Annotated in this window: 23 protein-coding genes and 1 riboswitch; of the genes, 12 read left to right on the forward strand and 11 right to left on the reverse strand. The window is 72.2% G+C overall.

What is annotated here, in order from left to right; genetic code table 11:
• The first annotated feature begins 4 nt into the window (after positions 1-4).
• From IG84_RS0122910 to IG84_RS0122920, 3 genes are read left to right on the forward strand one after another with little or no spacing between them, the layout of a single operon-like run.
• The gene (locus IG84_RS0122910; RefSeq protein WP_037800762.1) at positions 5-664 is read left to right on the forward strand and encodes a TetR/AcrR family transcriptional regulator; all 660 of its coding nucleotides are present in this window, start codon (positions 5-7) and stop codon (positions 662-664) included.
• The gene (locus tag IG84_RS0122915; protein ID WP_031060373.1) at positions 657-2,324 is read left to right on the forward strand and encodes an FAD-binding dehydrogenase; all 1,668 of its coding nucleotides are present in this window, start codon (positions 657-659) and stop codon (positions 2,322-2,324) included. The genes IG84_RS0122910 and IG84_RS0122915 overlap by 8 nt, the downstream gene beginning before the upstream one ends.
• Positions 2,321-3,160, forward strand: a complete 840-nt coding sequence (locus IG84_RS0122920) for an SDR family oxidoreductase (protein ID WP_051862258.1) — start codon at positions 2,321-2,323, stop codon at positions 3,158-3,160. Before IG84_RS0122915 ends, IG84_RS0122920 begins: the two co-directional genes overlap by 4 nt.
• Here the strand turns inward: IG84_RS0122920 and IG84_RS0122925 are convergent.
• Positions 3,120-4,340: an MFS transporter gene (locus tag IG84_RS0122925; protein ID WP_051862260.1), complete on the reverse strand. Its 1,221-nt coding sequence runs from the start codon at positions 4,338-4,340 to the stop codon at positions 3,120-3,122. The genes IG84_RS0122920 and IG84_RS0122925 overlap by 41 nt on opposite strands.
• 54 nt (positions 4,341-4,394) lie before the next feature.
• Between IG84_RS0122925 and IG84_RS0122930 the strand changes: the two genes are divergently transcribed.
• Complete coding sequence (locus tag IG84_RS0122930) at positions 4,395-5,138, forward strand: helix-turn-helix transcriptional regulator (protein WP_031060383.1); 744 nt, start codon at positions 4,395-4,397, stop codon at positions 5,136-5,138.
• Positions 5,139-5,151: 13 nt separating this feature from the next.
• Here the strand turns inward: IG84_RS0122930 and IG84_RS0122935 are convergent, their stop codons facing one another.
• A complete protein-coding gene (locus IG84_RS0122935; RefSeq protein ID WP_051862262.1) occupies positions 5,152-6,489 on the reverse strand; it encodes an MFS transporter in 1,338 nt (445 codons plus the stop codon).
• Positions 6,490-6,611: 122 nt separating this feature from the next.
• Between IG84_RS0122935 and IG84_RS42655 the strand changes: the two genes are divergently transcribed.
• Together IG84_RS42655 and IG84_RS0122945 are read left to right on the forward strand one after the other, a co-directional pair.
• Positions 6,612-7,385, forward strand: a complete 774-nt coding sequence (locus IG84_RS42655) for a FadR/GntR family transcriptional regulator (protein WP_051862264.1) — start codon at positions 6,612-6,614, stop codon at positions 7,383-7,385.
• Positions 7,386-7,491: 106 nt separating this feature from the next.
• Entirely contained in the window at positions 7,492-8,877 is a 1,386-nt protein-coding gene (locus tag IG84_RS0122945; RefSeq protein ID WP_031060392.1) for a pyridoxal phosphate-dependent decarboxylase family protein, read from the forward strand.
• A 19-nt stretch (positions 8,878-8,896) separates the two neighbouring features.
• On the opposite strand, the gene IG84_RS0122950 is transcribed toward IG84_RS0122945, so the two are convergent.
• From IG84_RS0122950 to IG84_RS0122965, 3 genes are all read right to left on the reverse strand, one after another.
• Positions 8,897-9,670 carry an IclR family transcriptional regulator gene (locus IG84_RS0122950; RefSeq protein WP_031060394.1) on the reverse strand — a complete coding sequence of 258 codons (774 nt, stop codon included), beginning with the start codon at positions 9,668-9,670 and terminating at the stop codon, positions 8,897-8,899.
• A gap of 163 nt (positions 9,671-9,833) precedes the next feature.
• Positions 9,834-12,074 (reverse strand): HelD family protein, encoded by a 2,241-nt coding sequence (locus IG84_RS0122960; protein WP_031060397.1) that lies wholly within the window; start codon positions 12,072-12,074, stop codon positions 9,834-9,836.
• A gap of 218 nt (positions 12,075-12,292) precedes the next feature.
• Complete coding sequence (locus tag IG84_RS0122965; protein WP_031060400.1) at positions 12,293-13,666, reverse strand: purine-cytosine permease family protein; 1,374 nt, start codon at positions 13,664-13,666, stop codon at positions 12,293-12,295.
• A 58-nt stretch (positions 13,667-13,724) separates the two neighbouring features.
• Positions 13,725-13,820: riboswitch (TPP riboswitch) on the forward strand.
• 3 nt (positions 13,821-13,823) lie between these two features.
• Here IG84_RS0122965 and thiM point away from each other — a divergent pair.
• Complete coding sequence (gene thiM / locus IG84_RS0122970; RefSeq protein ID WP_031060403.1) at positions 13,824-14,660, forward strand: hydroxyethylthiazole kinase; 837 nt, start codon at positions 13,824-13,826, stop codon at positions 14,658-14,660.
• The gene (gene thiE, locus IG84_RS0122975) at positions 14,651-15,334 is read left to right on the forward strand and encodes a thiamine phosphate synthase (protein WP_245659525.1); all 684 of its coding nucleotides are present in this window, start codon (positions 14,651-14,653) and stop codon (positions 15,332-15,334) included. The genes thiM and thiE overlap by 10 nt, the downstream gene beginning before the upstream one ends.
• A gap of 27 nt (positions 15,335-15,361) precedes the next feature.
• On the opposite strand, the gene IG84_RS0122980 is transcribed toward thiE, so the two are convergent.
• Together IG84_RS0122980 and IG84_RS0122985 are read right to left on the reverse strand one after the other, a co-directional pair.
• Positions 15,362-15,589: a GNAT family N-acetyltransferase gene (locus IG84_RS0122980; RefSeq protein ID WP_031060411.1), complete on the reverse strand. Its 228-nt coding sequence runs from the start codon at positions 15,587-15,589 to the stop codon at positions 15,362-15,364.
• A 197-nt stretch (positions 15,590-15,786) separates the two neighbouring features.
• Positions 15,787-16,530 carry a GNAT family N-acetyltransferase gene (locus IG84_RS0122985; RefSeq protein WP_031060414.1) on the reverse strand — a complete coding sequence of 248 codons (744 nt, stop codon included), beginning with the start codon at positions 16,528-16,530 and terminating at the stop codon, positions 15,787-15,789.
• 979 nt (positions 16,531-17,509) lie between these two features.
• Between IG84_RS0122985 and IG84_RS0122995 the strand changes: the two genes are divergently transcribed.
• On the forward strand, positions 17,510-19,144 hold the full coding sequence (locus tag IG84_RS0122995; RefSeq protein WP_031060419.1) for a penicillin-binding transpeptidase domain-containing protein: 1,635 nt from the start codon (positions 17,510-17,512) through the stop codon (positions 19,142-19,144).
• Positions 19,145-19,157: 13 nt separating this feature from the next.
• Here IG84_RS0122995 and IG84_RS0123000 read toward each other — a convergent pair whose 3' ends face one another.
• Together IG84_RS0123000 and IG84_RS0123005 are read right to left on the reverse strand one after the other, a co-directional pair.
• Positions 19,158-19,934: a dienelactone hydrolase family protein gene (locus IG84_RS0123000; protein WP_031060421.1), complete on the reverse strand. Its 777-nt coding sequence runs from the start codon at positions 19,932-19,934 to the stop codon at positions 19,158-19,160.
• A 50-nt stretch (positions 19,935-19,984) separates the two neighbouring features.
• Positions 19,985-20,368, reverse strand: a complete 384-nt coding sequence (locus IG84_RS0123005) for a DUF3662 domain-containing protein (RefSeq protein ID WP_245659526.1) — start codon at positions 20,366-20,368, stop codon at positions 19,985-19,987.
• Between the two features lie 186 nt (positions 20,369-20,554).
• On the opposite strand from IG84_RS0123005, the gene IG84_RS0123010 reads away from it, so the two are divergent.
• The gene (locus tag IG84_RS0123010) at positions 20,555-21,040 is read left to right on the forward strand and encodes an STAS domain-containing protein (protein WP_051862266.1); all 486 of its coding nucleotides are present in this window, start codon (positions 20,555-20,557) and stop codon (positions 21,038-21,040) included.
• A gap of 183 nt (positions 21,041-21,223) precedes the next feature.
• Positions 21,224-22,066, forward strand: coding sequence for an alpha/beta fold hydrolase (locus IG84_RS0123015; protein WP_031060427.1), 843 nt, complete (start codon positions 21,224-21,226; stop codon positions 22,064-22,066).
• Here the strand turns inward: IG84_RS0123015 and IG84_RS0123020 are convergent.
• Together IG84_RS0123020 and IG84_RS42365 are read right to left on the reverse strand one after the other, a co-directional pair.
• Positions 22,050-23,324, reverse strand: coding sequence for an amidase (locus IG84_RS0123020; protein ID WP_063761834.1), 1,275 nt, complete (start codon positions 23,322-23,324; stop codon positions 22,050-22,052). The genes IG84_RS0123015 and IG84_RS0123020 overlap by 17 nt on opposite strands.
• Positions 23,321-24,052 carry a ribonuclease H family protein gene (locus tag IG84_RS42365; protein ID WP_031060433.1) on the reverse strand — a complete coding sequence of 244 codons (732 nt, stop codon included), beginning with the start codon at positions 24,050-24,052 and terminating at the stop codon, positions 23,321-23,323. Before IG84_RS42365 ends, IG84_RS0123020 begins: the two co-directional genes overlap by 4 nt.
• Positions 24,053-24,183: 131 nt before the next feature.
• Here IG84_RS42365 and IG84_RS39005 point away from each other — a divergent pair, with 131 nt between their 5' ends.
• Entirely contained in the window at positions 24,184-26,628 is a 2,445-nt protein-coding gene (locus tag IG84_RS39005; RefSeq protein WP_051862268.1) for a caspase, EACC1-associated type, read from the forward strand.
• Positions 26,629-26,642 lie beyond the last annotated feature (14 nt).

Raw genomic sequence — 26,642 nt, forward strand, 5'->3', positions numbered from 1 at the left:
GGTCATGACAGCTTCGGAGACCGCGGCGCCGAAGCGCGTCACCCGGCGCCGGGCGCAGACCCGGCAGCGACTGCTCGACGCCGCGCTGGAGGTCTTCGCCGAGGAGGGGTTCGGGCGGTCCACGGTGGACCAGGTGTGCGAGCGGGCCGGGTACACCCGCGGCGCCTTCTACTCGAACTTCACCTCGCTCGACGAGCTGTTCCTCGCCATGTGGGAGCAGCGCTCCGGGGCGATGCTGGACGATCTGCGCGACGCGCTGGACCGGCTCGGCGACCTGGAGACGGTCTCCCCGGACGGGGCGCTGCGGGCCGTGCTGGACGCCGTACCGATCGATGACGCGTGGTATCGCGTGACGGCGGAGTTCACCGCGCACGCGCTGCGCAATCCCTCACTGCGCCGGGTCATGGCCGCCCGCGAGGAGGCCATTCACGACACGCTGTTGCCGCTCGTCGAGGCCGCGCTCGCCCGCGCGGGCCGGCGGGTCGCCGACCGTACCGGACTGGGCCACGCGCTGGTCGCCGTGCACGACGGCACCAGCGTGCAGTGCCTCATGGAGCCGGACGACGAGGCCGTGCGGCAGCGGCGCGAAGAACTGTTCCGGCACGTGGTCAACGCCTACAGCACCGCCTACAGCACCCAGAGCGAAGGGGCTCTCGATGAGTGAGCGCGAACAGGCCGATGTGATCGTCGTGGGGGCCGGGCTGGCGGGGCTCGTCGCGACGTACGAGCTGGTCAGGGCCGGGCGCAAGGTGCTGCTCGTGGACCAGGAGAGCGCGGCGAACCTGGGCGGCCAGGCGTTCTGGTCGCTCGGCGGGCTGTTCATGGTGAACAGTCCCGAGCAGCGCCGGATGGGCATCAAGGACTCCTACGAGCTGGCCCTGAAGGACTGGCTGGGCTCGGCCGGCTTCGACCGCGAGCGGGAGGACCACTGGCCGCGCCAGTGGGCACAGGCGTACGTGCAGTTCGCCGCCGGGGAGAAGCGCGCCTACCTGCACGAGCTGGGGCTGCGGCTGATGCCGAACGTCGGATGGGCCGAGCGGGGCTCCGGGCTCGCCTCCGGGCACGGGAATTCGGTGCCACGCTTCCATCTGACGTGGGGCACGGGGCCGGAGGTCGTACGGGTCTTCCGCGACCCGGTGCTGGCCGCCGAGCACCGCGGGCTGGTCACGTTCAAGCACCGGCACCAGGTCGACGAGCTGATCGTGGAGAACGGCGCGGCGGTCGGTGTCCGGGGCACGGTGCTGGAGCCGTCCGGCGCGGCGCGGGGCGTGAAGTCCTCCCGTACCGCGGCCGGTTCGTTCGAGCTGCGGGCGCAGGCCGTGGTCGTCACCTCGGGCGGCATCGGCGGCAACCCGGACCTGGTGCGCAAGAACTGGCCGGTGGACCGGCTCGGTCCGGCGCCGGAGCGGATGATCTGCGGGGTGCCCGCGCACGTCGACGGGCGGATGCTGGAGATCACCGAGAGCGCGGGCGGCAGCATCGTGAACCGCGACCGCATGTGGCATTACGTGGAGGGCATCAAGAACTGGGACCCGATCTGGCCGGACCACGCCATCCGCATCATTCCCGGCCCGTCCTCGCTGTGGCTGGACGCCACGGGCAAGCGGCTGCCGCCCCCGTACTTCCCCGGCTTCGACACGCTCGGCACGCTCCGGCACATCCGGGCCGGCGGCCATGAGCACAGTTGGTTCATCCTCACGCAGTCGATCATCGAGAAGGAGTTCGCGCTCTCGGGCTCCGAGCAGAACCCGGACTTCACCGGCAAGGACCTCAAGATGACGCTCGGCCGGACGAAGAAGGGCCCGACCGGTCCGGTGGCCGCGTTCATGGAGCACGGCGCGGACTTCGTGGTCCGCGACAACCTGCGCGACCTGGTGAGTGGGATGAACGCGCTGGGCAGCGGGCCCGAGCTGGACTACGACCAGGTACGGCGCGAGGTCGTGGCCCGCGACCGGGAGGTGGGCTCGGCGTACTCCAAGGACATGCAGCTCATGGCGGTGCGCAACGCGCGTGCGTATCTCGCGGACAAGATCGTGCGGGTGGCCAGGCCGCACCGGCTGCTGGACCCGGCGCACGGCCCGCTGATCGCCGTACGGCTGAACCTGCTCACCCGCAAGACGCTCGGCGGCCTGGAGACCACCCTGGACTCGCAGGTCGTACGGCCGGACGGCACGCCCTTCGAGGGGCTGTACGCGGCGGGCGAGGTGGCCGGCTTCGGCGGCGGCGGGGTGCACGGATACAACGCGCTGGAGGGCACGTTCCTCGGCGGCTGCATCTTCTCCGGGCGCGCGGCGGGGCGGGCGCTGGCGAAGGGGCTGGCGTGACGGGCGACGCGGTACGCGACACAGCACGCGGCAGCGCTCGGCGGACGGCGCTGGTCACCGGTGCCTCCTCGGGCATCGGCCGGGCCGTCTGCCGGGCCCTGCTGGACCGCGGTTACCACGTGATCGCCACCAGCCGGGCGCCCGAGAAGATCCCCGAGGCCGAGCGTCTGCCCGGCGCCGTCTACCTCGCGCTCGACCTCACCGACCCGGCGAGCATCGAGGCGTGCGCAGCGGCGGCGGGCCCGGTCGACGTGCTGGTCAACAACGCGGGCGAGAGCCAGCTCGCCGCCCTCGAAGAGCTGCCGATGGACGCGCTGGAGCGGCTGTTCCAGCTCAATGTCTTCGGTGCGGTGCGGCTGACCCAACTGCTGCTGCCGGGGATGCGGGAGCGCCGCGGCGGCCGGGTCGTCATGGTCGGCTCCATGCTGGCCAGCTTCCCGCTGGCCTTCCGCTCCTCGTACGTGGCCTCGAAGGCCGCGATCAAGGCGTTCGCGACCGCGGCCCGCCGCGAACTCGCCCCGTACGGCGTCTGGTTGACCACCGTGGAGCCGGGCTCCATCAACACGGGCATCAGCGAGCGCCGCACCCGCTACCTCGCCGACGGCTCCCCGTACACCGACGCCTTCCGTACGGTCTCCGCCCGCCTGGACCGCAACGAAGCGGCCGGCATCAGCGCCGCGACCGTGGCGGCGACGGTCCTGAAGGCCATCGAGGCGACCGGCCCGAAGCCCCTGTACGCCGTGGGCAGCCGCGCCCCACTGGTCTTCACCCTCCGGCGCCTGCTCCCCCGCCGCCTCACCGAGACCCTGGTGTCCCGGGCACATGGCCTGAAGTGAGGCCGTGCCGCTGTGCCCCCTGCGGATGGGCCGCATCCGCAGGTTGCGGCAGGGTGGGTTCGGGCAGGGTGCGGAACAGCAGCCAGCTCAGTACGGGCATCAGAACCAGTGGCACCAATGCGGTTCGCAGGGACGTCGCGTCAGCGACGCTGCCGATGACGGGGCTCACCAGACCACCGATGCTGACGGTCAGGCCGAGCGTGATCCCGCTGGCGGTGCCCACGCGGGAGGGCAGGTAATCCTGCCCGAGCGTGACCTGCAGCGAGAAGGGGACGTACAGGCCGGCCGAGGTCAACACGACGAACAGATACAACGCCGGGCCGGGTACGAACACCACGCCCGCGACCGATCCGGCCGTGAGCAGGTACGACCAGCGCGCGACGGTGACTCGGTTCCAGCGGTTGGCCAGCGTGCCGCCCAGCACGGAGCCCACCGCGCCACCGAGGTAGAGCACGAACAGTGCCGCGGTGCCCGCCGCCGTGCTGCCGCCCATGCGCTCCTTGGCGAACAGTGAGATGAAGGTGCTCAGGCCGATGAAGACGATCGACCGGCACACCACGGCCAGCGACAGCTTTACGAACGACGCTCTGTCGTCGTCTCCGGCCGGCACCGCCGTACGGGCCCCGGCGGTCCGTTGCCGCTCCAGCGCACGCAGCATGGGAAGGCACAGCACGGCACCGACGAGCGCCGGCAGTACCAGCAGTGGCGTCAGGCGCAGACCGCCGCCGGCAACAACAGCGGTGACCATGAGCGGGGCCACCGCGAAGCCGAGGTTGCCGCCGAGCGAGAACCAGCCCATCCCACTGTGGCTGCCCCGACTGGCAAGCCGGGCGACCCGTGCGGACTCGGGGTGATAGGCAGCCACGCCCACCCCGGACACCGCCACGAACACGAGGGTCAGCGCATAGGAGCCGCTCACCCCGCTCAGCGCGATACCCAGACCGCCCAGCAGTGTGCTGAACGGGAGTAACCAGGGCAGCGACCAGCGGTCGGTGAGGACACCGAACGCCGGTTGTGCCACCGACGACAGCAGGGAGGCGGCAAGCACGATGCCCGAGACCGCGGCATAGCTGTAGGCACGCTCGGCGACGAAGAACGGCACCAGGGACGCCACAGCGCCCTGGTAGATGTCGACGCAGGCATGGCCGGCGGACAACAGGATGGAGGTATTCCTTCGCACCCCTTGATGGTCGGCGTCGGAAGCTGTGTCGCACTTCCGTTAATCTGCCAGACGATGCCGAGTATCCGCCACGAGCCGGTCGCCCCGACCCGCACCCGGTCGCTGACACGCGATGCCGCGATAGGCGCCCACCGCCACGACGACCACCAGATCGTCTACGCCGGCCGCGGAGTGCTGACCGTCACCACCAGCGCCGGTTCCTGGGTTGCCCCCGGCACCCGTGCCATCTGGATACCCGCCGGCACCGTGCACGCCCATCAGGCCCACGGTGAACTCGAACTGCACCTGGTGGGGCTGCCGGTGACCGAGAACCCGCTCGCCCTGGAGACGCCGACCGTGCTCTCGGTGGGCCCGCTGCTGCGCGAACTGATCGTCGCTTACACACGTCCCCCGGGCGAGGACAGCCCCGAACGGGCGCGCATGCTCGCGGTGTTGCTCGACCAGCTGCGGGCCTCGCCCCAAGAGCCACTGCACCTGCCCACACCGACCGTGCCCCTGCTGCGGACGCTGTGCGACATTCTGTGCGCCGATCCGGCGGACAGCCGCACCCTCGCCGAACTGGGGCGTGAGGTGGGGGCGAGTGACCGCACTCTGTCCCGGCTGTTCCGCAGCAACCTCGGCATGACGTTCCCGCAGTGGCGCACTCAGTTGCGGCTCCACCACGCGCTGGTCCTGCTGGCCGAGAACACGCCCGTCACCGCGGCCGCGCACCTGTGCGGCTGGTCGTCCGCCAGCGCGTTCATCGACGCCTTCCGCCGCACTTTCGGCCACACGCCGGGTGCGCACCCGAAGGGCTGATATCGCAGAGATGTCACTCCGAGGTGCCGCGTGCCGGCCGGTGGAGGACCAGGCAGACCGCGCTGAGTGCCGCCATCGCCGCGAAGGCGAGGGCCACCGGGGTCCAGGAGTTGCCCGTCGTGGTGAAGAGCCAGGTCGCGGCGGACGGGGCCGCGCTGCCGATCAGGCCCGCGAGCTGGAAGCTCATCGAGAGGCCGGTGTAGCGGACGCGGGGTGCGAACCAGCCGGACAGCAGGGTGCCGATCGACGCGTACGCGATCGTGCTGGCGAGCATCGGGAGGCACATCGCCGCCCAAAGACCGCCCAGCGTACGGGTGTCGGCGAGCCAGAACATCGGGAAGGCGACGACGAGGTGCAGGAGGATGCCGGCCAGGGTCAGTCTGCGCATCCCGAAGCGGTCGGCGGCGAGCGCGGCCAGCGGGGTGCAGACGATGACGACGACGGAGGCCGCGGTGCCGGCGCCCGCGGCCTCGGACTCGGAGAAGCCGAGCTGTCCGACCGCGTACGTCGACATGAAGGTGACGATCACGTAGTAGCCGCCGACCGTGATCAGGAAGGCGCCGGTCGCCAGCAGCCAGGTGCGCCAGGCGTCCCGTACCACGCCGACGACCGGCGCCGCCTGCTTCGCCTCGCTCTCCTCCGCCGCGCGCGCCGCTTCGAACTCGGGTGACTCCTCGATCGAGGAGCGGATGACGAGGCCGAGCAGGACGAGGACGGCGGAGAGCAGGAAGGGAACGCGCCAGGCCCAGTCCACCAGCGCGTCGTGACCGAAGAGGGCGACCAGCGAGAAGACACCGGTGGAGAGGAAGTAGCCGACGCCGTCGCCGACTTGGGGGAAGGAGCCGAAGAAGGCGCGGCGGCGGGGCGGGGCGTGTTCGACGGCGAAGAGCACCGCGCCGCCCCATTCGCCGCCGACGGCGAGCGACTGCGTCATCCGTATCAGGACGAGGAGGACCGGCGCCGCGACGCCGAGCGTGGCGTAACCGGGCAGCAGGCCGACGGCGACGGTGGCCACCCCCATGAGCAGCATCGACCAGATCAGCGCCTTCTTGCGGCCGTACCGGTCGCCGATGTGCCCGAAGATGATCGCGCCGAGCGGGCGGCCGAGCGAGCCGACGAAGAGGGTGGTGAACGAGAGCAGAGTGCCGAACGCCGGGCCCGCGTCGGGGAAGAAGAGATCGGGAAAGACCAGCGCGGAAGCGGTCGCGTAGATGCCGAAGTCGTACCATTCCACGCTGGTACCGATCAGCGAGGCACCGGCGACCTTCCAGGGGTTGGCGCGGCGGGGCGAGGCGTCGCCCGGTGGCGGTGCGGAGCCCTCGGCGTTCTCCGGGGATGCAGCTGCGGTCATACTCCCGTGCTCCTTCCAAATGGATCCATACGGACCCGAATGAGATGCACGGGACGGTATGGTCGCCCCGGAAGACTGTCAATAGGGTCTGAGCAAAGCCCTTTACCGACCGGGAGTCACAGGTGAACGGCACGGACGCGGAACAGGACGGGGCGCGGCGGTCCGCCTCGCGCGACGTCGTCGCCGAAGCGCTGCGCAAGCGCATCGCGCTCGGCGGCTTCGAGCCCGGCGACCGGCTGCCCAGCGAGCGCGAGCTGGCGGCCGCGTTCGGCGCCGGGCGCAACACCGTTCGGCAGGCGCTGCGCCTACTGGCCGACGAGGGCCTGGTGGTGACCACACTCGGGCGCAGCGGCGGCACGCGGGTGGCCTCGGCCGCCCCTGTGGGCACCGCCGGTACCGGAGCGCAGGCCGCGGTGGCCGCCGAGATCCGGGCCGCGCTGCGCGACTACATGGAGTACCGGCAGGCCATCGAGCCGCTCGCGGCCCGGCTGGCCGCCGAGCGCGGCTCCACCGGCGCCCGCCGGGACCTGGTGAAGCTGCTGGACACGGAGGTCGGCGAGCTGCCCGACATCGGCGCGTACCACCGCGTGGACAGCCGCTTCCACCTCGCCATCGCCGCGGCCGGCGGCAACGAGGTGCTGCACGAGGCGGTGGCCAGGGCCCGCTCGGAGATGTTCGCGGGCGGCAACGCGCTGTGGCTGCGCGCGGACTGGCATGTGGTGTACGGCGCGGAGGCGGAGCTGGGCTGCGTCTTCCGTGACGAGCACGAGGCGATCGCGCTGGCCGTGCTCGCCGGGGACGGCGCGACGGCGGAGCGCCGCATGCGGGAGCACCTGCAGGACTCGTACCGGCAGTTCCTGACCCTGCTGGACCACTTCGAAGGGCGGTCCGGCTGAGGGGTCGGGTACGGCTTCGGGCGCGGCTTGACCCTGCTCGGGGAGCACCTTACCCTCCGAATTGGATCCGATCGGATCCAATTAGAAACTCAGGAGGTACCGGCCCATGCACACCCACGACGAGGACCTCACCCGTCAGGTCATGGATCACCTCCGCCACCGCATGGCCCTGCCCGAGCCCCCGCTCGGCCGCCCCGGCGACCACGCCGAGCTCGGCGTCGCCCTCAAGGGGGCGATCGGCGCGGGCCCGCGGCCGGCCTCCGAGGTCCTCCGTACGTACGCCGAGGACATCGAGCCGGCCGTCATCTCCTGCGACCACCCCGCCTTCCTCGCCTTCATCCCCGGCGCGCCCACCAAGGCCGCCGCCCTCTTCGACATGATCGTCTCGGGATCCTCGCTGCACGGCGTCTCCTGGCTGGAGGCGTCAGGGGCGATCGCCGCCGAGAACCAGGTGCTGCGCCTCTTCGCGGATCTCGCGGGCCTCCCCGAGGGCGCCGGCGGCTGCTTCGTCAGCGGCGGCTCGGCCGGGAATCTCTCCGCGCTCGTCGTCGCCCGCGACACCGGCCGGCGCCGGCTCGGGCTCACTGGGCACGCGCCCGTCCGCATCGCCGTCAGCGACCAGGTGCACTCCTCCGTCGGCAACACCCTGCGCATCCTCGGCATCGACGCACTCGTCATACCGACCGAGGACCACCGGCTCACCGGCGAGGCCGTCCGCATCGCCCTGGCGGCCGCCGAGCACGACGGCGGGGCGCCCGTCGTCGCCGTGGTCGCCACTGCCGGCACCACCAACGCCGGGATACTCGACGACCTCGCGGGCGTCGCCGCGCAGGCGCGCGCCCGCGACCTGTGGTTCCACGTCGACGCGGCCTACGGGGGCGGCGGCCTCTTCGTCCCCGAACTGCGGGCCCGGATGGCCGGCATCGAGCACGCCGACTCGCTCGTCATCGACCCGCACAAGTGGATGTTCGCGCCCTTCGACTGCGGCGCGCTGCTCTACCGCGACCCGCGCCTCGCCCAGGCCGTCCACACCCAGGACGCCTCCTACCTCGACGCGATACACGGGGACGGCGCGGGCGCCGACGACCTGGAGTGGAACCCGAGCGACTACGCGTACCACCTCACCCGGCGCCCGCGCGGCCTGCCCCTGTGGTTCTCGCTCGCCGTGCACGGCACGGACGCGTACCGGGACGCGGTCGCCCGCGGCGTCCGGCTCGCCCAGTACACCGCCCGCCTCGCCGAGCGCACCGATGGCCTCGAACTCCTCCGTGAACCCGAGCTGTCCGTGGTGCTGATCCGCCGCACCGGCTGGCAGCCGCGTGACTATTACGCCTGGTCCAAGCGGCTGCTCGCCGCGGGCACGGCCTTCGTCACGCCGACCGTATGGGAGGGCGAGACCGTCGTACGCCTCGCCTTCCTGCACCCCGGCCTCACCGAGGAGACCGTCGAAGGCATCCTCGACTCACTGCACACTGAGGACGCCGCTCACTGACAGCTCTGCCGGGAGCGGCTCAGCGCGTGCGCGGCCGGTAGCCGAGGCCGACCGACAGGTCGTTCGCGCCCTTGGTGGCCAGTTCGGCCAGTTCGGTCTCGCTGGAGTCCGTCCAGCGGATCATCGGGACGGAGACGGAGAGGGCGGCGACGACGCGGCCCGAGCTGTCGCGGACCGGGGCCGCGACGCAGGAGACGTCCGGGTTGGACTCGCGGTGCTCGGTGGCGGTGCCGCGCTCCCGGATGGCGGCGAGCTCGGTACGCAGTGCGTCCGGATCGGTGATGCTGCCGGGGGTCAGGGCGTCCAGTTCGCGGCCCTCGATGCGAGCGGCCAGCTCCGCTTCCGGGAGCGCGGCGAGCAGCATCTTGCCCACCGCCGTGCAGTGGGCGGGCAGCCGGCGGCCGGCCGCCGAGACCATGCGGACGGCGTGCGTGGAGTCGACCTTGGCGATGTAGATGACGTCGGTGTCCTCCAGGATCGCGACGTGCACCGTCTCGTCGCAGGTGGCGGCCACCTCGCGGGCCACCCGCTGGCCCTCGGCGGCCAGGTCGAGCTGTTCGGCGTACCGGCTGCCGAGCTGGTACGCGCGGACGCCGAGGCGGTAGCGGCCCGGCTGGTCGGGTACGGGGACCAGATAGGAGCGGGCCGCCAGCGTGGTGAGCAGCTCGTGCACGGTGGTGCGCGGGAGCTGGAGCTTGCGCACCACGTCGGGGGCCGACTGCGGGCCGTCCGCCTCCAGGAACAGTTCGAGTATGTCCAGTGCCCGGGTCACCGCTGGGACCAGTCGCCCCATGCCGTTCACCCACCCTCCGCCGCCGTCGCCAGATGTTCGTGATTCCGGTCGATGGCCGGAATGACGAACACAGGGTAGGGGGATGAGGGTTCGGCTGTCGACGGCCGGGACGTACCGGCCGTCGACCGTCGACCGCAGGCTGTAGACCGCCGACCGGCGGCCCTCACCGCGCTTCCAGTGCCTCCAGGCCCGCCGGGAGCGCCTCGGTGTGCAGCACGCCCATGCGCTGGGTGGCCCGGGTGAGGGCGACGTAGAGGTCGCTCACGCCGAATTCGGCCGGTTCCGCCACGAGTACCGTGTCGAACTCCAGTCCCTTGGCCTGCCGCGGGTCCAGGAGGACGACCGGGCTGGTCAGGTCGGGGGCCGGGCCGGCGGACGCGCCGGGGAGTGCGGTCAGCAGGGCTTCGTGGTGGTGCTTCTGGGCGATGACCGCGAGGCGCCCCTCGGCGTCGGCCTCCTCGGCGACCGCCTCGGCGACCGCGCGCGGCAGATCGTCGGTGCGGTGGGACCAGGGCGGTACGCCGGTGGAGCGGACCGAGCGCGGCGGCTCGAAGGCCGCGGCCGTCGGAGTACCGGCGTACGCCGCCCGGATCACCCCCGCCGCGGCCTCCATGATCTCGGCCGGGGTGCGGTAGTTGACGCCGAGGCGTACGTGCTCCCAGCGGTCGCCGACGTACGGCTCGAGGATCGACTCCCACGTGCCGCAGCTCCCCGGCTCCGCGGTCTGCGCCGGGTCGCCGACCAGCGTCATCGAGCGGGTCGGGCAGCGGCGCATCAGCAGCCGCCACATCATCGCGGACAGCTCCTGCGCCTCGTCCACGATGATGTGGCCGAAGGCCCAGGTGCGGTCGGCGGCGGCGCGTTCGGCGGCGGTGCGGTGGTCGGCCTCCTCGTGCCGGTCGGCGAGGCGTTCGGCGTCGACCAGGTCGTGCGCGGCCAGTACCTCCGAGTCCTCGTCGTCCTTGTCCTCGAACTCCTGGGTGCGGGAGCCGTACGAGAGGTCCAGCACGCCCTGCGCGTACGCGATGCGCTCCTGGCGCTCGGCCTCGGCGGCGGCCTGAGCGGCCGAGTCGTCCTCGCCGAGCAGCTCGGCGGCCTCGTCCAGGAGGGGGATGTCGGCAGCGGTCCACTCGCCGCCCTCGCGCCGGATCGCGGCCGCGTCGGCCTCCGGGAGGTGCACGGGGTCGGCGAGGAAGTCGGCGACCAGCTCCTGTGGCGTGAGGACGGGCCACAGTTCGCCAATGGCGCGGTGCACCTCGCCGCTGGCCGCGATGGCCTTGCCGAGCTGGGCGATATCGTCGGGGCCGAGGAAGTTCGGGCCGCCGTACGGGTCGGCGCCGAGCCGGTCGGCGAGCTGGGCGGTGAGCGAGTCGATGATGCGGAAGGCGAAGTGCGGGCGTGCGAGGTTGTGCGGCAGCTTGGTCTCGCGCGCCTGGTGGCGGGCCTCCAGGACGATGTCCGCGTCCAGCAGCAGGTCGCCGTCCTCGTGCGGGATGACGGTGCCGGGCTCGGGCAGGGTCTGCCGGTCCTGTACGTACGCGGCCAGCGCGTCGGCCATCGCGGCGCCGCCCTTGACCGCGGCGGCCTCGGGCGTGTCCGTGCCGGTCGCGGTGACGCCAGGGAAGAGCTCGCCGGGCGAGGCGAGCAGCACACCGGTCTCGCCGAGCGCGGGCAGTACCTCGCCGATGTAGCCGAGGAACGCCGGGTTGGGGCCGACGATCAGTACGGCGCGGCGGGCGAGCAGCTCGCGGTGCGCGTACAGCAGGTACGCGGCGCGGTGCAGGGCGACGACGGTCTTGCCGGTGCCGGGGCCGCCCTCGACGACCATGACGCCGCGGTGCGGGGCGCGGATGATGCGGTCCTGCTCGGCCTGGATGGTCTGCACGATGTCGTGCATCCGGCCGGTGCGCGCCGCGTCCAGCGCGGCGAGCAGCACGGTGTCCGCGTCGGTGCCCTCGTGGCCCGTGCGCACCGTGTCGGCGAGGTCCATGATCTCGTCGTGCAGTGCGGTGACGCGGCGGCCCGCGGTGGAGATGTGGCGCCGGCGGCGCAGGCCCATCGGGGTGTGGCCGGTGGCGAGGTAGAAGGGGCGGGCGACGTCGGCGCGCCAGTCGATGACCAGGGGCGTACGGTCGGCGTCGTCGCGCCGGATGCCGATGCGCCCGATGTGGTGGTCGGCGCCGTCGCGGAAGGAGAGCCGGCCGAAGCACAGGCCGTGCTCGCCCGCGTCGAAGGCGGCGAGCAGCCCGGCCTGCTCGGCCACGGTCACGTCCCGCTCCAGCCGCGCCTGCAGCGTGCCGGTGTCGGCCGCCGCCAGGGCGCCCTCCACGGCGGCACCCGCCCCGGCGCGCAGCTCGCCGAGGCGCTCGTAGAGCATGTCGATGAATTCCTGCTCCCGGCGCATTTCCGCGCGGGAAATCTCCTCGTCGGCGGACCGGCCCGGCCGTACGCCCGTTTCTTCGCCCGGCACCTGGATTGACAATTCGGCTCCCGCCTGGTTAAGATGACTCCAGAAAGCTTCGCCATGCCCGAATTCTTTCCAAGGCATGGAAACTCCCAATATACGCGGAGACCCGCCCCGGCCGCCAATGCGACCGGGGCTTTGTTGTGTCCGCAGGTCCTTCAGTTTCCGCGAGCGCGGCGCAGCCGCAGCGGTGCGTAGACCACGACCGAGACGAGGAAGGCCACGAAGTACGCCAGGTCCGCGCCGTGCAGCGCCTCGGCGACCGGGCCGACGTACAGGGTCGTGTCCATGAACGGGACCGCGACGGCGAACGCGGCGACGAAGGCCAGCGCCGCCGGCCACCACGGCTGCGGACGGGCGAACTCCTCGTGCACATCGACCGGGGCGCCGCCGCGTGCCCGGGCGCGGGCGAGCCAGTCGATCGCGACGACGCCGATGAAGCCGGGAATCCAGTAGCCGACGAAGAGCAGCACGTTCTGGAAGCGGGCCGCGGTGTCGGCGGCGTGCATCCAGAGCACGAGCAGGAAGCCGAGCACGGCGGCCACGGCGGCGGCCAGCGGGCGGGGGATGCGGACCCCGGCCGTCTGGAGGGCCAGCGAACCGCTGTAGTCGTTCATGGCGTTGCTGCACACCGCGGACGCGGCAATGGCCAGCAGGCCGAAGGCGCCGAGCCCTCCGCCACCGAGCAGCTTCTGCACGCCGGCCGCCGTCTGGTCGGTGAAGAGGCCCGCCGCCCACAGGCCGAGCGTCTGCACCCAGAGGTACGCGGCGGCCATGCCGAGCAGGGTGTACCAGAACATCCGCTGCCGTGAGGACGAGCGCGGCAGGTACCGGCTGAAGTCCGAGGCGTACGGGGCCCAGGAGATCGCCAGGCTCAGCGCGACCGTGGTGGTCAGCAGGAAGGCGCCGGCCCGGTCGGCGCCGTGCGCGGTGGCGGCGGACGGCAGCGGGACTCCGTCGAGCAGCTTGACGCTGAGGGCGAGGAAGGCCGCGCCCAGCACGAAGGTCATCACGGTCTGGAGGCGGTGGATGGCCTCGTACCCGAGGACGCCGACGACGCCCTGGAGGAGCAGCACGGTCAGCGCGCCCAGCCAGAAGGGCCAGCCCAGCAGCCGGGCGAGCGCGTCGCCGCCGAACAGGCCGATCAGCGCGTCCCAGGCGATGGAGGAGAGCCACTGCAGGACGCCGGGAAGGACGACGCCGCGGCCGAAGGCGAGCCGGGAAAGCGGGAGCTGTCCGGTGCCGGTGAGGCTGCCCCACGTACCGAGGTAGGCGGACGGCGCCGCGCCGAGCAGCGTGCCGAGCGCCATCGCGGCGAACGCGGTCCAGAAGTCGAGCCCGAGGGCGATGCCGACGGTGCCGGTGAACACCCCGGTCATGGTCAGGTTGGGCGCGAACCACACGGTGAACAGGCGGCCGGGGCGGCCGTAGCGGTTGTTCTCGGGCACGGGGCCGATGCCGTGCCGTTCGACGGACAGGTCGCCGGAGCCGGCGGGCATCCGCCCGTCGAACACAGGACGCTCGATGGTCATGGGTCTTCCAGGGGTTGGGGTTCCGGATCGGGAACGGGGTGCGGGTAGCATGTGGGGCACACGAGACACGGGGTGCCCCATCTCAAGGGCTGAGATCACACCCGTCGAACCTGATCTGGTTCGCACCAGCGAAGGGATGTCACAGAGGAATGCCCCTATGACGCGTCCGGCCGACGACCTGCTTGCCACTGCCCGGCAAGCGCTCATCCGCGTACGCCATGAAACACCACTGGTGCAGTGCCTCACCAACCAGGTCGTTTCGAACTTCACGGCCAACGTCCTGCTCGCCCTGGGCGCCGCCCCCGCCATGGTGGACATCCATGAGGAGGCCGGCCCGTTCGCCAGGGCCGCCTCCGGAGTGCTGGTCAACCTGGGCACACCGCACGCCGAACAGCGCGCGGCCATGACCGAGGCGGTGGCGTCGGCGTCCCGGGCCGGGACGCCGTGGGTGCTGGACCCGGTGGCGATCGGCTCGCTGCCGGTACGGACGGCGCTGGCGCACCGACTGGCCGCGCAGGGCCCGGCCGTCGTGCGCGGCAACGCCTCGGAGATCATCGCGCTGGCCGGGACCGGTGGCGGCGGGCGCGGGGTGGACGCGACGGACGAGGTCGAGTCGGCGGCCGCGGCGGCGGGCACGCTGGCCCGCGCGACGGGTGCCGTGGTCGCGGTCTCCGGGCCGGTCGACCTGCTCACGGACGGCGAGCGGACGGTACGGGTCACCAACGGGGACCCGCTGCTGACCCGGGTGACCGGCGGCGGCTGCGCGCTCGGCGCGGTGCTGGCGGCCTTCGCCCCGCCCGCCGAGCCCTCCCCGGCCTCGGACGGTGACCGGCTCGCCGCCGCGGTCGCCGCCGTGACGGTCTACACCGTGGCAGCCGAGGTCGCGGCCGAGCACAGCACTGGCCCCGGCAGCTTCGCGGTGGCCTTCCTGGACGCGCTGTACGGCCTCGACGAGGAGACGCTCGAGAAGCGGGCGGCCATCTCGTGGGCGTGAAGGGGAACTTCGGCCCGCCCGCACCGCCGGACCTCTCCGTGTACCTGGTCTCCGACGCGGCGCAGGCCGCCGCGTGCGGCCGGGACGTGCCCGGCACGGTCGCCGAGGCGGTGGCCGGCGGGGTCACGGCGGTACAGGTGCGGGAGAAGGACGGCACGGCCCGGGACTTCCTCGACTCCGTACTGCGGATCTCCGCCGTACTGCCCGAACACGTCGCGCTGTTCGTGAACGACCGGGTGGATGTGTACCTGGCGGCACGGGCGGCCGGCGCGCGGGTGACCGGGGTGCACATCGGTCAGTCCGACCTTCCGGTGGCGGCCGTCCGCACGCTGACCGGGCCGGAAGCGGTGATCGGGCTGAGCGCCGCGACCGAGGACGAACTGCGGGCCGCCGCCAAGGAACCGGCCCGGGTCGACTACGTCGGCATCGGCGCCCTGCACGCCACGCGTACAAAGGCGGACGCGCCGCCGGAGCTGGGCATCGAGGGCTTCGCCCGGCTGGCGCCGCCCACGCCGCTGCCGGCGGTGGCGATCGGCGGGGTGACGGTGGCGGACATGGCGCCGCTGCGGGCCGCGGGCGCGGCGGGCGGCGCGGTCGTCTCGGGCATCTGCGCGGCCGCCGACCCCCGTACGGCGGCGCGCGCTTATGCGGAGGCGTGGGGCCGAAGCGCCTGAGAGCCATTGTCGGCTCTGCCGGTCCGGCTACTGGGCGGCCAGCGCGCTCAGATCGAACTCGCCGTCCGAGTAAGAGCGTTCGGTGCGCCCCGGTGGCAACAGCCGGTAGGTGCCGACCACTTCGCCGATCACCGTCTCGGTCACGATCAGGTGGTCGGCGAGGCCGTCGAAGATGTCCGTGTCATGGCCCGCCGGCGCCGGGGCGAGGGTGACGCAGGCGCGGGTTTCCGGCGCGGTCGATGGCGTCGTCCTCATGGGTCTCGCTCTCCGTTCGCTGGGTGTCCGCGGCGCGGGAACGGGTACTCGACGGGACCGCACCGTTCCCGACCGACGGTAGGAGCCGGGTGAACCGCACCGCAGCGCCCGAAGGTCTGAGGCGGCCCCTGACATTCGTCAGGGGTCCCCTTCCGCCGGGCGGAGGAGCGCGGCCCCGGTGCGCACCAGGGGTATGCCTACTCGCCCAGGAAGAAACGCCGGTAGCGGTCGTCGATCCGCTCCATGTCCAGCAGCACAAAGAAGTCCGCGACGCCGGACTCCGGGTCATGGGCCGGTGCCCCGCACATCCAGGCGCCGATCCGGAGGTAGCCGCGGAGCAGCGGCGGCAGCAGCGCGTAACTCGGCTCGTTCTCGATCACGCCCGGCGGCGTCCACGGGCGGTGCGGGTGCACCCGCAGCTCGGCCGGGGAGCAGTGCTTCGTCGTCCCCAGCAGCCAGGCGTGCGAGGCCGCTTGGCCGCCGTCGGCCAGCGGTACGGCGGCTCGGCCCGCGAGGTAGCGGTGGCCGGAGAGAAGGGCGTACCGGGCGAGCGCGGCCCACATCAGGTTGATCACCGCGCCGGTCCGGTGGTCCGGGTGTACGCACGCGCGCTCGGCCTCCACCATCCGCCCGCGCACCTCGTGCAGCGCCCGCAGGTCGAATTCGCCCTCGGAGGAGGAGCGTTCGCTGCGCCCCGGGGGCAGCAGGCGGTACGTACCGACCACCTCGCCACTGGCGGTGTCCGTGACGAGCAGGTGGTCCGCCGACGCGTCGAAGCCGTCGACGTCGTGGCCGGCCGACCGGGTGCGCAACCGGGCCCCCGGCTCCCCGCCGAAGACCCGGTGGCGCAGCCGCTGCGCGGCCCGTATCTCCTCCGTCGTGTCCGCGATGGAGGTGACGTACGAACCGGTGCCCGCGTCAGCGGTGGATACCGAGAGCATGAGAAACGTTCTCCCTTCCTGGGGAACTTTCTGGGGAACTTCTTGGGGACGGCCGGCGCCGGCACGCACGCCCGGCGGACACTCGCGCCGGAACGGCGGGTGCCCCGCCCGACCATGAAAGCTACGAGTGCCCCTCGGGGCCCGGCATCGGCCGAAAGACACCGGCCGTTCCCGCCGTTCGGCAGGCACCCCTACCGCGCCCAGGCGCCGGGCCCAACAGAGCCTGCCGGTCCCAGTACGAGGCCGAGCGGCCCTGCCCGCCGGGCGCCGAGGGGTGGCAGAATCCCACTCGCTCCCGCGTCGCGGCACGGCGGGCCGCGACGGCTTGTCCCACCAGGTCTTGATGCCGAGGGAGACCGCGATGACGTGGACCGCCCCTTCCCTGCACCCGTTGTGGACCTCTGTCCTCAGCCGACTCAGGCCGGCCCTCCTGCCGGTGCCTTCGCTGAGGACCCGACCAGCCGGAACAGCCCGAACGGCCCGAACGGCCGGTGCCGCAGCGGCGGCCGGCAGCGCTGACGGCGGGATCGGACCGTCCCCGGTCGCGGTACGCCGGTACGCCGACCGCACCGTCATCGAGGTGCACCGCCCGATCCGGCCTGCCGCCGAACCCCACCTGGGACGGCTCCTGAACGCCGTCATCCGCCCCGGCAGCGGCGATGTCGTCGTCGACCTGCACCGGGTGGGCCGGGCGGACGACGCCGCGGCCCTGGTCCGCTTGGCCCAGGTGCTCTGCGCCCACCACGAGGTGGACTGCTCGGTCGAGTACGACGCGTCGGAGGCCGTGGCCCGCTCGTCCCCGAGCAGACGGCTGCCCGCCGCGCGGGCAGCCCCGCAGGGAAGCGACCTCTGTATGCCGAAATCGCTATCTGATAACGGACTTCCGTTCGAACGTCCCTTTCACCACGTCCGCCCCGTACCGTGCTTCTCAATGCCCCATTGATCTTGTTCAGGGGGCTCCTGGGGAGGGGGACGCGCCATGCGCAGCGGGGTGAAGACCGCCATTGTCGGCGGGGTGTTCGTCGTGGTGGGCGGGGCCGTGCTGTACGGCGGCTACAACCTGGTGAACGGGATCACCGGGTACGGCGGCGGGGGCGACACCACACAGGCGGTACCGACCGGCCCGCCCAGCGCCGAGGAGACGACGCGGACGGCGAAGGACTTCCTCGCCGCCTGGGCGAAGGGCGACAGCGCGGCCGCCGCCGCGCTCACCGACAACCAGGAGGTCGCCCGGACCGAACTGGCCGGATTCCACCGCCAGGCGCACCTCACGCACCTGGTGATCACGCCAGGCGAGCGGACCGGCACGACCGTTCCGTACAAGGTCACGGCGAAGGTGTCGTACAAGGGCCGGACCGCTCCCCTGTCGTACACCTCCGAGCTGCGGGTCGTCCGCGGCCGGACCACGCACAAGCCGCTGGTGGACTGGCGGCCCTCGGTGCTGCATCCGCGGCTCGAGGAGGGCGAGTACCTGGTGACGGACGCGGGTGCGGCGCCGGAGATCAAGGCCGTCGACCACCGCGGCCGGCCGCTGACCGAGGAGCGCTACCCCTCGCTCGGGCCCGTCCTGGACGGCCTGCGGGAGAAGTACGGCAGCAAGGCCGGCGGCACCCGCGCCATCGGCCTGCGGATCGCGAACGAGGAGGGCGGGACCTCCCGCACCCTGGTCACCCTGCGGAAGGGCCGGGCAGGAACGCTGCACACGACGCTGGACGCGGACGTGCAGGCGGCAGCGGAACGGGCGGTGAAGGAGTACGACGAGTCGTCGGTCGTGGCCGTCCGGCCGAGCACGGGCGAGATCCGGGCGGTGGCCAACAACCGTACGGACGGCTACAACGCGGCGATGCTGGGCAGAGTGGCACCCGGCTCCACCATGAAGATCGTCACGGCCACGATGATCCTGCAGAACGGCGTGGGGGACGCGGCCGACAAGGCCGCCTGCCCGTCGACCGTGTCCTGGGAGGGCTACACCTTCCACAACCTCGACGACTTCTCGATCGCGGACGGCACGCTGACCGACGCGTTCGCCCGGTCCTGCAACACCGCGTTCATCAAGGCCGTCAAGCCGCTGAACAACAAGGGCATCGCGGGCACCGCGCTGGGCGCAACGGCCCGGGACTCCTTCGGACTCGGCGGGGACGACTGGCAGACCGGTATACCGTCCTTCGACGGCAGTGTCCCGGAGTCGTCCGGGGTGGAGACCGCCGCCTCGTACATCGGCCAGGGCAAGGTCCAGATGAGCCCACTGGCCATGGCGTCCGTCACCGCGACCGTGGTCAACGGCGGCTTCCGGCAGCCCGTACTCGTATCCCAGTCGCTCGACGGCCGGACCCTGGCCACCGCGCGGCCGCTGGACCCGTCCGTCGCCCGCCAGTTGCGGCAGATGATGCACGCGGCGACCGTCGGCCAGGGGACGGCGGTCGCCGCGATGGCGGGCGTCGGCGGGGACAAGGGCGCGAAGACCGGCTCCGCCGAGAAGGACGGACAGGACCGGTCCAACAGTTGGTTCACCGGCTACAGCGACGACCTCGCGGCCGCGGCACTGGTCCAGTCCGGCGGCCATGGCGGGGACGCGGCGGGGCCGGTCGTGGCGGGGGTGCTGCGCGCGGGGTAGAGCCTGTTCAGGCTTACGCCGGCTTCAGCCTGCGGGAGAAGAGGTCCAGCAGCGCGTCCCAGTGCCGGGCCAGGCCCGCCTCGCTGTAGGCGGCGGTGTCGGACATGGTGAAGCCGTGGATGGTGTCCGGGTACACCTCGGAGCGGAATGTCGCGCCCGCGGCCTCCAGCGCCGCCTCCAGTTCGGCGACGTGCTGGGCGTTCATGCTGTCGTCCTGGGACGCGTGCCCGAAGTACAGCTCCGCCTCGACGTCACCGGCCAGCCGGTGCGGGCTGTCCGGCGCGTCCGTGACAAGGTGGCCGCCGTGGAAGCTCGCCGCGGCGGCGACCCGGTCCGGGTACCGCGCCGCGGTGCGCATCGAGAGCACGCCACCCATGCAGTAGCCCGTCAGGCCCACCGCACCGGCGCGCACCTCCTCCTGACCGGCCAGGAAGTCGAGGAAACAGCCGGCGTCGCGCATCCCGAGCTCCGGGGTCAGCTCGTGGACCATCGGCATGACCTGCGCGAAGAACGCCTCCCGGCTCTCCTGCCTGCTGAGATCGGGGAGTTCGACGACAGGCGCCTTGCCGTGCCGGTAGAAGAGGTTCGGCAGCAGGACGTAGTACCCGTGCGCGGCGAGCTCGCGGGCCATGTTCTCCAGCCGCGGACGCAGGCCGATGGCGTCCATGTAGAACAGCACGGCGGGGTGGCTGCCGCCCCCTGCCGGGTGCGCGACGAACGCGTCGCACGCCCCGTCCGGCGTACTGATCGTCACGGACTTGGATTCCGTCTTCGCTGTCTCCGCTGCCATGCCTTCTCCTCATCGTTTCCGGGCATCGCTCCCCGGGCGTCCATCGTGCCTCACCCGGGGGCGTCGAAGGCGTCCGGGGCGATGTGCGGCAGGGCTTGGCTGGTAATGCGGAAGCGCCCGTTGGCGAGCCGGTGCCTGGTCTCGGCGACATGGACGGTGAGCGGCCCCGCCCACTCGTAGCCATGCTCCGCGGCATGCCGGGCCAGCGCGTCCGTCAGCGCCCGTCCCACGTGCCCGTGCCGCTCGCCGAGCTCCTGGTGGACGTAGCGGGCGAGCTCGATGTCGTAGACGTTGGGCACCAGTATCCGGCTCTCGCTGCACACGACGGCGTGGTCGTCGCACTCGCGCCGCAGGGCGTCGACGAGCCGCACCGGATCGCTCCGGAACACCCGATTGACCAGGGTGTGTTCCCAGTGCTCCACCGCGTCTTCCATTTGCGTGAGCAGTCCCATGCCGCACCGGGTGCCCGCCGGCCGCCCTGTCATGCCCGGGGAGCCATTCCGGCCATTGGCACGCTTGGCAGGAAATCACACGCTTTCCAAGAACAGGACCCGCTACTGTCAGCAACGTGAGAGTCGCTCACCTCTCCCCGACATCTCCCCGCACGATGAGGTTGCCAGATGCCGCTGCCCGACGGCTTAGAGATGACCGCGCTCGCCTCCTGTGAGGCCGGCGCGGTGCTGCGGATCAGCGGCGAGCTCGACCACTTTACCGAGCAGCTCTTCCGCGCCTCCGTGGGCACTTTCCTGGACCGCGGCCACCACCATGTCGTTCTGGACTGCGCCACTCTCACCTTCTGCGACTCCCGCGGCCTGAACTGCCTGCTCAGCCTGCAATGGCTGCTGGAGCGGCGACAGGGCCGGCTGCTGCTGGCCCGCGTCCGCCACAACGTCGCCCGCGTACTGCACCTCACCGGCTCCGGCGAGCTGCTGCGCACGTACCCCACGGTGGCCCAGGCACTGGCCACACTGCCCCGGGAGGAGCGGCCGGGGTGGCCGGGGGCGGGCTCTCTGGAGGGGGCGGGGACGTACTCGTCGGGATCGTCAGGGTCGGCGTACTCGTCGGGGTCGGGGTACGAGTATCGGTCCGGGGCGGCGCCGGCCTGAGAGGCTGCGGTCGGGGCTCGGGGGTCGACTGTCTGCAGTCTGCCGGCTGCGGTCTGCCGGCACGACGACCGACCTTCCGTACGGCGACGGCTGACCGCACGGCCTCGCGCCCACCGCTGCCGGCGACTGCTACGGTAAGGAGCAAAGCTAGTTTTGCTCCTGAGCAGGAAGGGTGCCAGTCCCGTGACCGACCCCCGCGCATGGCAGTTGAGCAGGACTTTCCCGAGTGCGGCGGGCACGGTCCGCTGGGAACGCTTCGGGCCCGAGGACGCGGCCCCGGTCGTCCTCCTGCACGGCACGCCCTTCTCCTCGTACGTCTGGCAGGAGATCGCCCAGGCACTCGCCCAGCGGTACCAGGTGTACGTCTGGGACATGCCCGGATACGGCGCGTCCGAGAAGCGCGAGGGCCAGGACGTCTCCCTCGCAGCCCAGGGCGGGGTCTTCGCCGAGCTGCTCGCCCACTGGGAGCTGACGCGCCCCTCCGTCGTCGCCCATGACTTCGGCGGGGCCGTGGCCCTGCGGGCACACCTGCTGCACGGCGCCGCATACAGCCGTCTGGCGCTGGTCGACCCGGTGGCGCTCGCGCCATGGGGCTCGCCGTTCTTCCGGCTGGTCGGCGAACACGCCCCGGTCTTCGAGCAGTTGCCGCCCGCGCTGCACCTCGCGCTGGTACGCGAGTACATCCGCTCCGCGAGCCACCGGGGGCTGCGGGACGACGTGGCCGAGGAACTGGTGCGGCCGTGGTCGGGCGAGACGGGCCAGGCGGCGTTCTACCGGCAGATCGCGCAGGCGGATCAGCGCTACACCGACGAGATCCAGGAGAAGTACGCCGGTATCGACCTCCCCGTCACCGTCTGCTGGGGCGCGGAGGACACCTGGATCCCGGTCGCCAAGGCACACGAACTGGCAGCGGCCATCCCCGGCGCCCGGCTCCAACTGATCCCCGACGCGGGCCACTTGGTACCCCTGGACGCCCCCGCTCCGCTCCTCGCCGCGCTCCTGGACTTCCTCACCGCTCCGGCGTGAAGTCCGTAAGGTCCCGGCTGCCCGTGAGGCCCCGGCTGCCCGTGAGCCCCCTCGCGGACAGCCCGGCGGCCCGCTCAGCCGCCGCGGCGACGGCGAGGAGCAGCGTCTCACCGCCGTGCGGGGCCACGAGCTGCAGGCCCACCGGGCAGCCGTCCGCGCCGAAACCGGCCGGAATGCTCGCCGCCGGATGCCCGCTGAGGTTGAACGCCCAGGTGAGCGCCGTACTGTACCGGTCGCCCGGACCCTCGTGACCGTGCGGCGGATTCGGCGTGGCCGGCGTCAGCAGGAGCGGGACGCGGGCGAAGAGCGCGGCGAGCCGGCGGTCGTTGTCCGCGCGTACCCGCTCGGCGGCGGTCCGGTCCGCTCCCGGTGTCCGCAGGGCGAGCCAGGCGGGGCCCGGGTCGGTCAGCCGGACCGTGCCCTCGGCCACGAGCCGGACGACACCCGCCTCGGCGAGCCGGCCGGCCGCCCGACGGGCGATCTCCACCTGCGCGGCATCCGGCCCGGCGAAACCGAGATCGGCGGACCAGAGGGCGGGCAGCGGAGCGCCGTCCGCGGACCAGAGGGCGGGTGGCGGCGCGCCACCGGCAAGGGCGCCGCTGCCCTTCTCATCGGCGGCCGCCGCAGGTGGCGTACGCACCGCGTTCCAGTACGCGACCGCGTCCGCCGCGCACCGGGTGAGTACGCCGGGCGCGGCGAGGCCCGTGCGGTCGGGCGAGGGCAGCACCCCGTTGGTGACCTTCAGGCCGAACACTCCGCACCAGGCGGCGGGAATCCGTATCGACCCCGCGCCGTCGCTCCCCGTGGCCAGCGGTACGAGACCGACCGCGACCGCCGCGGCGGACCCGGCCGAGGAGCCGCCGGGCGTCCGGTCGGCGCGCCAGGGGTTACGGGTACGCCCGCCCCGTCCCAGCCCCCAGGTCTGCCACGGCGTGCCCGGCCCCGGTACCGCCGTCGCGCCGACCGGCACGCACCCGGCGGCCACCAGGGCCCGCGCCGCGGCGTACCGCGCGCCGCGAGGCCCCTTGACCGCCAGCGGTACACCGGCGAGAGGCAGGTCAGCCCCGGCGGCGACCAGCCGCTCGACCTCGGCCGCCCGGTCCAGCGCCGCGTCCCGCCACACCTCGGTGAAGGCGTGCAGCTCCGGATCGGTCTCGTCGATCCGTGCCAGCGCGGCCGAGACGACCTCGACGGCGCCGGTCTCCCCCGCCCGCACGGCTGCCGCGATCCCGGTGGCGGTGGGCGCCGGGTGGGTCACTCCCCGCTCTCCCCCGCCCCCACCCGGCAGGCCGGGTGGCCCCAGCCCTGCGGATTCTTGGCGATGGTCTCCCCGGCGGTGTAGGAGCGGCCGCAGCGGCAGCGGCCGGGGAACTTGGCCTTGAGGGTGCGGGCGGAGGCCCCCGAGCCGCGCCGCTTCGACGCGGCGGACGACTTGGCGACTGACGACTTGGCGGCGCCCGGGGCGCGGCGGGAAGCACCGGCTCGGGCCGGGGCCGCCGAGGCCGGGGGCTCCGGGGAGCCGTACTCGCTGCCCGCGGCCTCCTGGGCCGTGGCGGCCTGGCTGGCGGCGCGGTCGGCGAAGTCGTTGAGCGGGTCGCCGTCCACCTGGTGCGCGGGCACGTACTGGAAGTCCACGTCGCGGCCCGCGAGCAGCGCGTCGATGCGGACGACGAGCTCCTGGTTGGCGACCGGCTTGCCGGCCGACGTCTTCCAGCCCTTGCGCTTCCAGCCGGGCAGCCAGGTCGTGACCGCCTTCATCGCGTACTGGGAGTCCATCCGGACCTCCAGCGGCACGTCGGCGTCGACCGCCGTCAACAGCCGTTCCAGCGCGGTGAGTTCCGCGACGTTGTTCGTCGCCGTACCCAGCGGCCCCGCCTCCCAGCGGGCGGGCCGGCCCGCCTCGTCGGCGATGACCCAGCCCCAGCCCGCCGGACCGGGATTTCCCTTCGACGCCCCGTCACACGCGGCGATCACACGTTCAGCCATACCCCGATCATCCCAGCCCGCCCGGCCCCCGAATGCCACCGCTTCCGCCGGAGCCCGATATCGGCCGGGGGTGGGAGCGAGAGGGTGAGAGAACTCATAATGGACAACCGCGCACGGACCATGGGGGACGAATGGCACGGCTGCCCGATCCACGACGCTCACAGGCCGTTCTCATCGGCTGCAGTCGCTATGCGGAGCTGGACGACATACCCGCGATCCGCAACAACCTGGTGGATCTGGGCGCAATCCTCGAAGAAGCAGGTGGGTTCCGGCAGCCTCTGGTCATCGCCGAACCCAGTCATATCGGTGAGGTCGGCACTTCACTCCGGCGGCTGGCAGACCGGACCGAAGATGTCCTGCTCGTCTACTACGCGGGCCACGGTCTCATCGGCGACGACGGGGAATTGCATCTCGGCCTGTCGGACACCACGCAGGCGGAACTCTCCACGTCGGCGCTGCCCTTCACGACCGTACGGCGGATCGTGCAGCAGAGCCCCGCAAGGGTCAAGATCGTGATCCTGGATTGCTGCTTCAGTGGCCGCGCCCTGGATTTCACGAGCATGGCCGGCGCCCCCGCCACGAACCTCGCCGGGCTGAGCGGAATCTTCGGAACCTTCACCCTGACATCGTCCTCGGCCACCCGACTGTCGATGGCTCGCGAGGGCGAACCGTTCACGGCCTTCACCGGCGAGCTGATCAGGCTGCTCAAGCAGGGCATTGCCGGGCCGGCCGAACTGCTGACCCTCCGGGCCATCGCGGGCGAGCTGCAGCACACCATGCGCGCCCTGGGATATCCGCCACCGCAGGTGCAGAGCGTCAACAGCGCCGGCGAGCTGGGCCTGGTCCGTAACCCGGCATACGACCTGGCGTACGCGGCGGCGACCGGGCCGGCCACCGCGGCACCCCCGACGGCCGACATCTACGCACCCTCCGAAGAGGCCGTCTCCGACGACGACGTCCAGGGCTACCAAGAGGTCGAAGGGGTCGGGGAATTTGAATTCGAGGATTTCGGGAGCGTCGGGGAAGCCGGAGACGTCGAGGCGGTCGACGATGTGGAGGATGTCGAGGACGTCGAATGGTTCCACGACGCACCCGCCACCGTCGACCTGCTGAATCGCGCACCGGTGGCAAAGGTGCTCGCGCTGCGTCTGGTGGAAACCCATATGACGCAGCCCGACACTTCCTTTCTCGTCCATCTCGACGGCCCGTGGGGCAGTGGCAAGAGCAGTCTTCTGAATTTGCTGGAGGAGCACGTCGACGGCTCTTTCCGGGTCGCACGGTTCGACGCCTGGCAGCAGTCTCGGCTCGCGCCCGCCTGGTGGTCCCTGCTCACCTGTCTGCGCCAGGAGATCACGCGCGGCCGGCCGTGGTGGCGGCGCCCGTTCATCCGGGTCAGGGAATCGGCCGCACGCGCCCGCAGAACCGGCGCGCCGTACGCCATGGCCTTTGTCGTCGTGGCCGTTCTCGCCGCCCTCATCGGCTATCTCATCTGGCCGAAGAATCCGAGCCTGCTCAACTGGCAGGAGCAGGCCAAGGCAGTCACGGCACTGCTGGCCGCTTTGGGGACGCTCGGCGCCGGGGTCCTGGTGGCCGCCCGCCTGTTCCTGTGGGATTCGGTACGCGGCGCCAGACTGTTCGAGCAGACCCAGGCCAATCCGATGGCGGACATCTCCGCCCACTTCCAGTGGCTGCTCCAGCGCTCCGACAAACCGGTCGCCTTCTTCATCGACGATCTCGACCGCTGCGACCAGGCGTACGTGGTGGAATTCCTGGACATGATCCAGACCCTGGTGCGCACCATGGGGGCTTCACGGAGCGCCAACAACGGCACGAATGCGGGCGCCTATTTCGTCGTCGCGGCGGACGGCGCCTGGCTCAGACGCAGCTATGAATCCGCTCATGAATCGTTCGTCGAGTGCATCGCCGAGCCCGGCCGACCACTCGGATACCTCTTCCTGGACAAGCTCTTTCAGCTCTCGCTCCCGATGCCGGTACTCTCCACCGCGGCGCGCTCCTCATATCTGGACGAGATGCTCAGGGTCACGCAAGCACGCCCGGAGGCGGAGAGCTCGCCACTCCCGGAGTCGCCGCGGCCGCGGTCCGACGGGGATTTCCTGGAGCGCCTGCGGCAGTTCGAGGTGGGCCGTGCGGAATGGGTATCGGAGAGGCTGAACAGCATCACCGAGCGCCGCCGCGCCGAGCACACCCTGCGGAAATTCGCGCCCGTGCTCGGCGACAATCCGCGGGCGGTCAAGAAGTTCCTCAACACGTACAGCATCCTGCGTTCCATCCGGTTCCTGGAGGACATCCATGTGGATCCGGACGCGCTGGCCCTGTGGTGCCTGATCTGCGTCCGCTGGCCGAACGTCGCGGACCACCTGGCCGCCTGCCCCGAAGCGGTGGCGGGCATCGCCGAACCCCTGTGGTGCTCCGAGCACTTCCCCGGTCCGCTGCGCGCCGCGGCGGAGTCGCCCGAGCTCCGGGCCGTCGTGACCTCGCCGGACGGCGGCCCGCTGACGCCTGACCTCATCCGCCACTGCTGCGGCGCCCGCCGGAGCGCGACCGGCGGACGGTGAGTGTCCACGTCCGC

The sequence above is a fragment of the Streptomyces ochraceiscleroticus genome (genome assembly GCF_000720485.1).
In the GTDB taxonomy this organism is placed as follows: domain Bacteria; phylum Actinomycetota; class Actinomycetes; order Streptomycetales; family Streptomycetaceae; genus Streptomyces; species Streptomyces ochraceiscleroticus.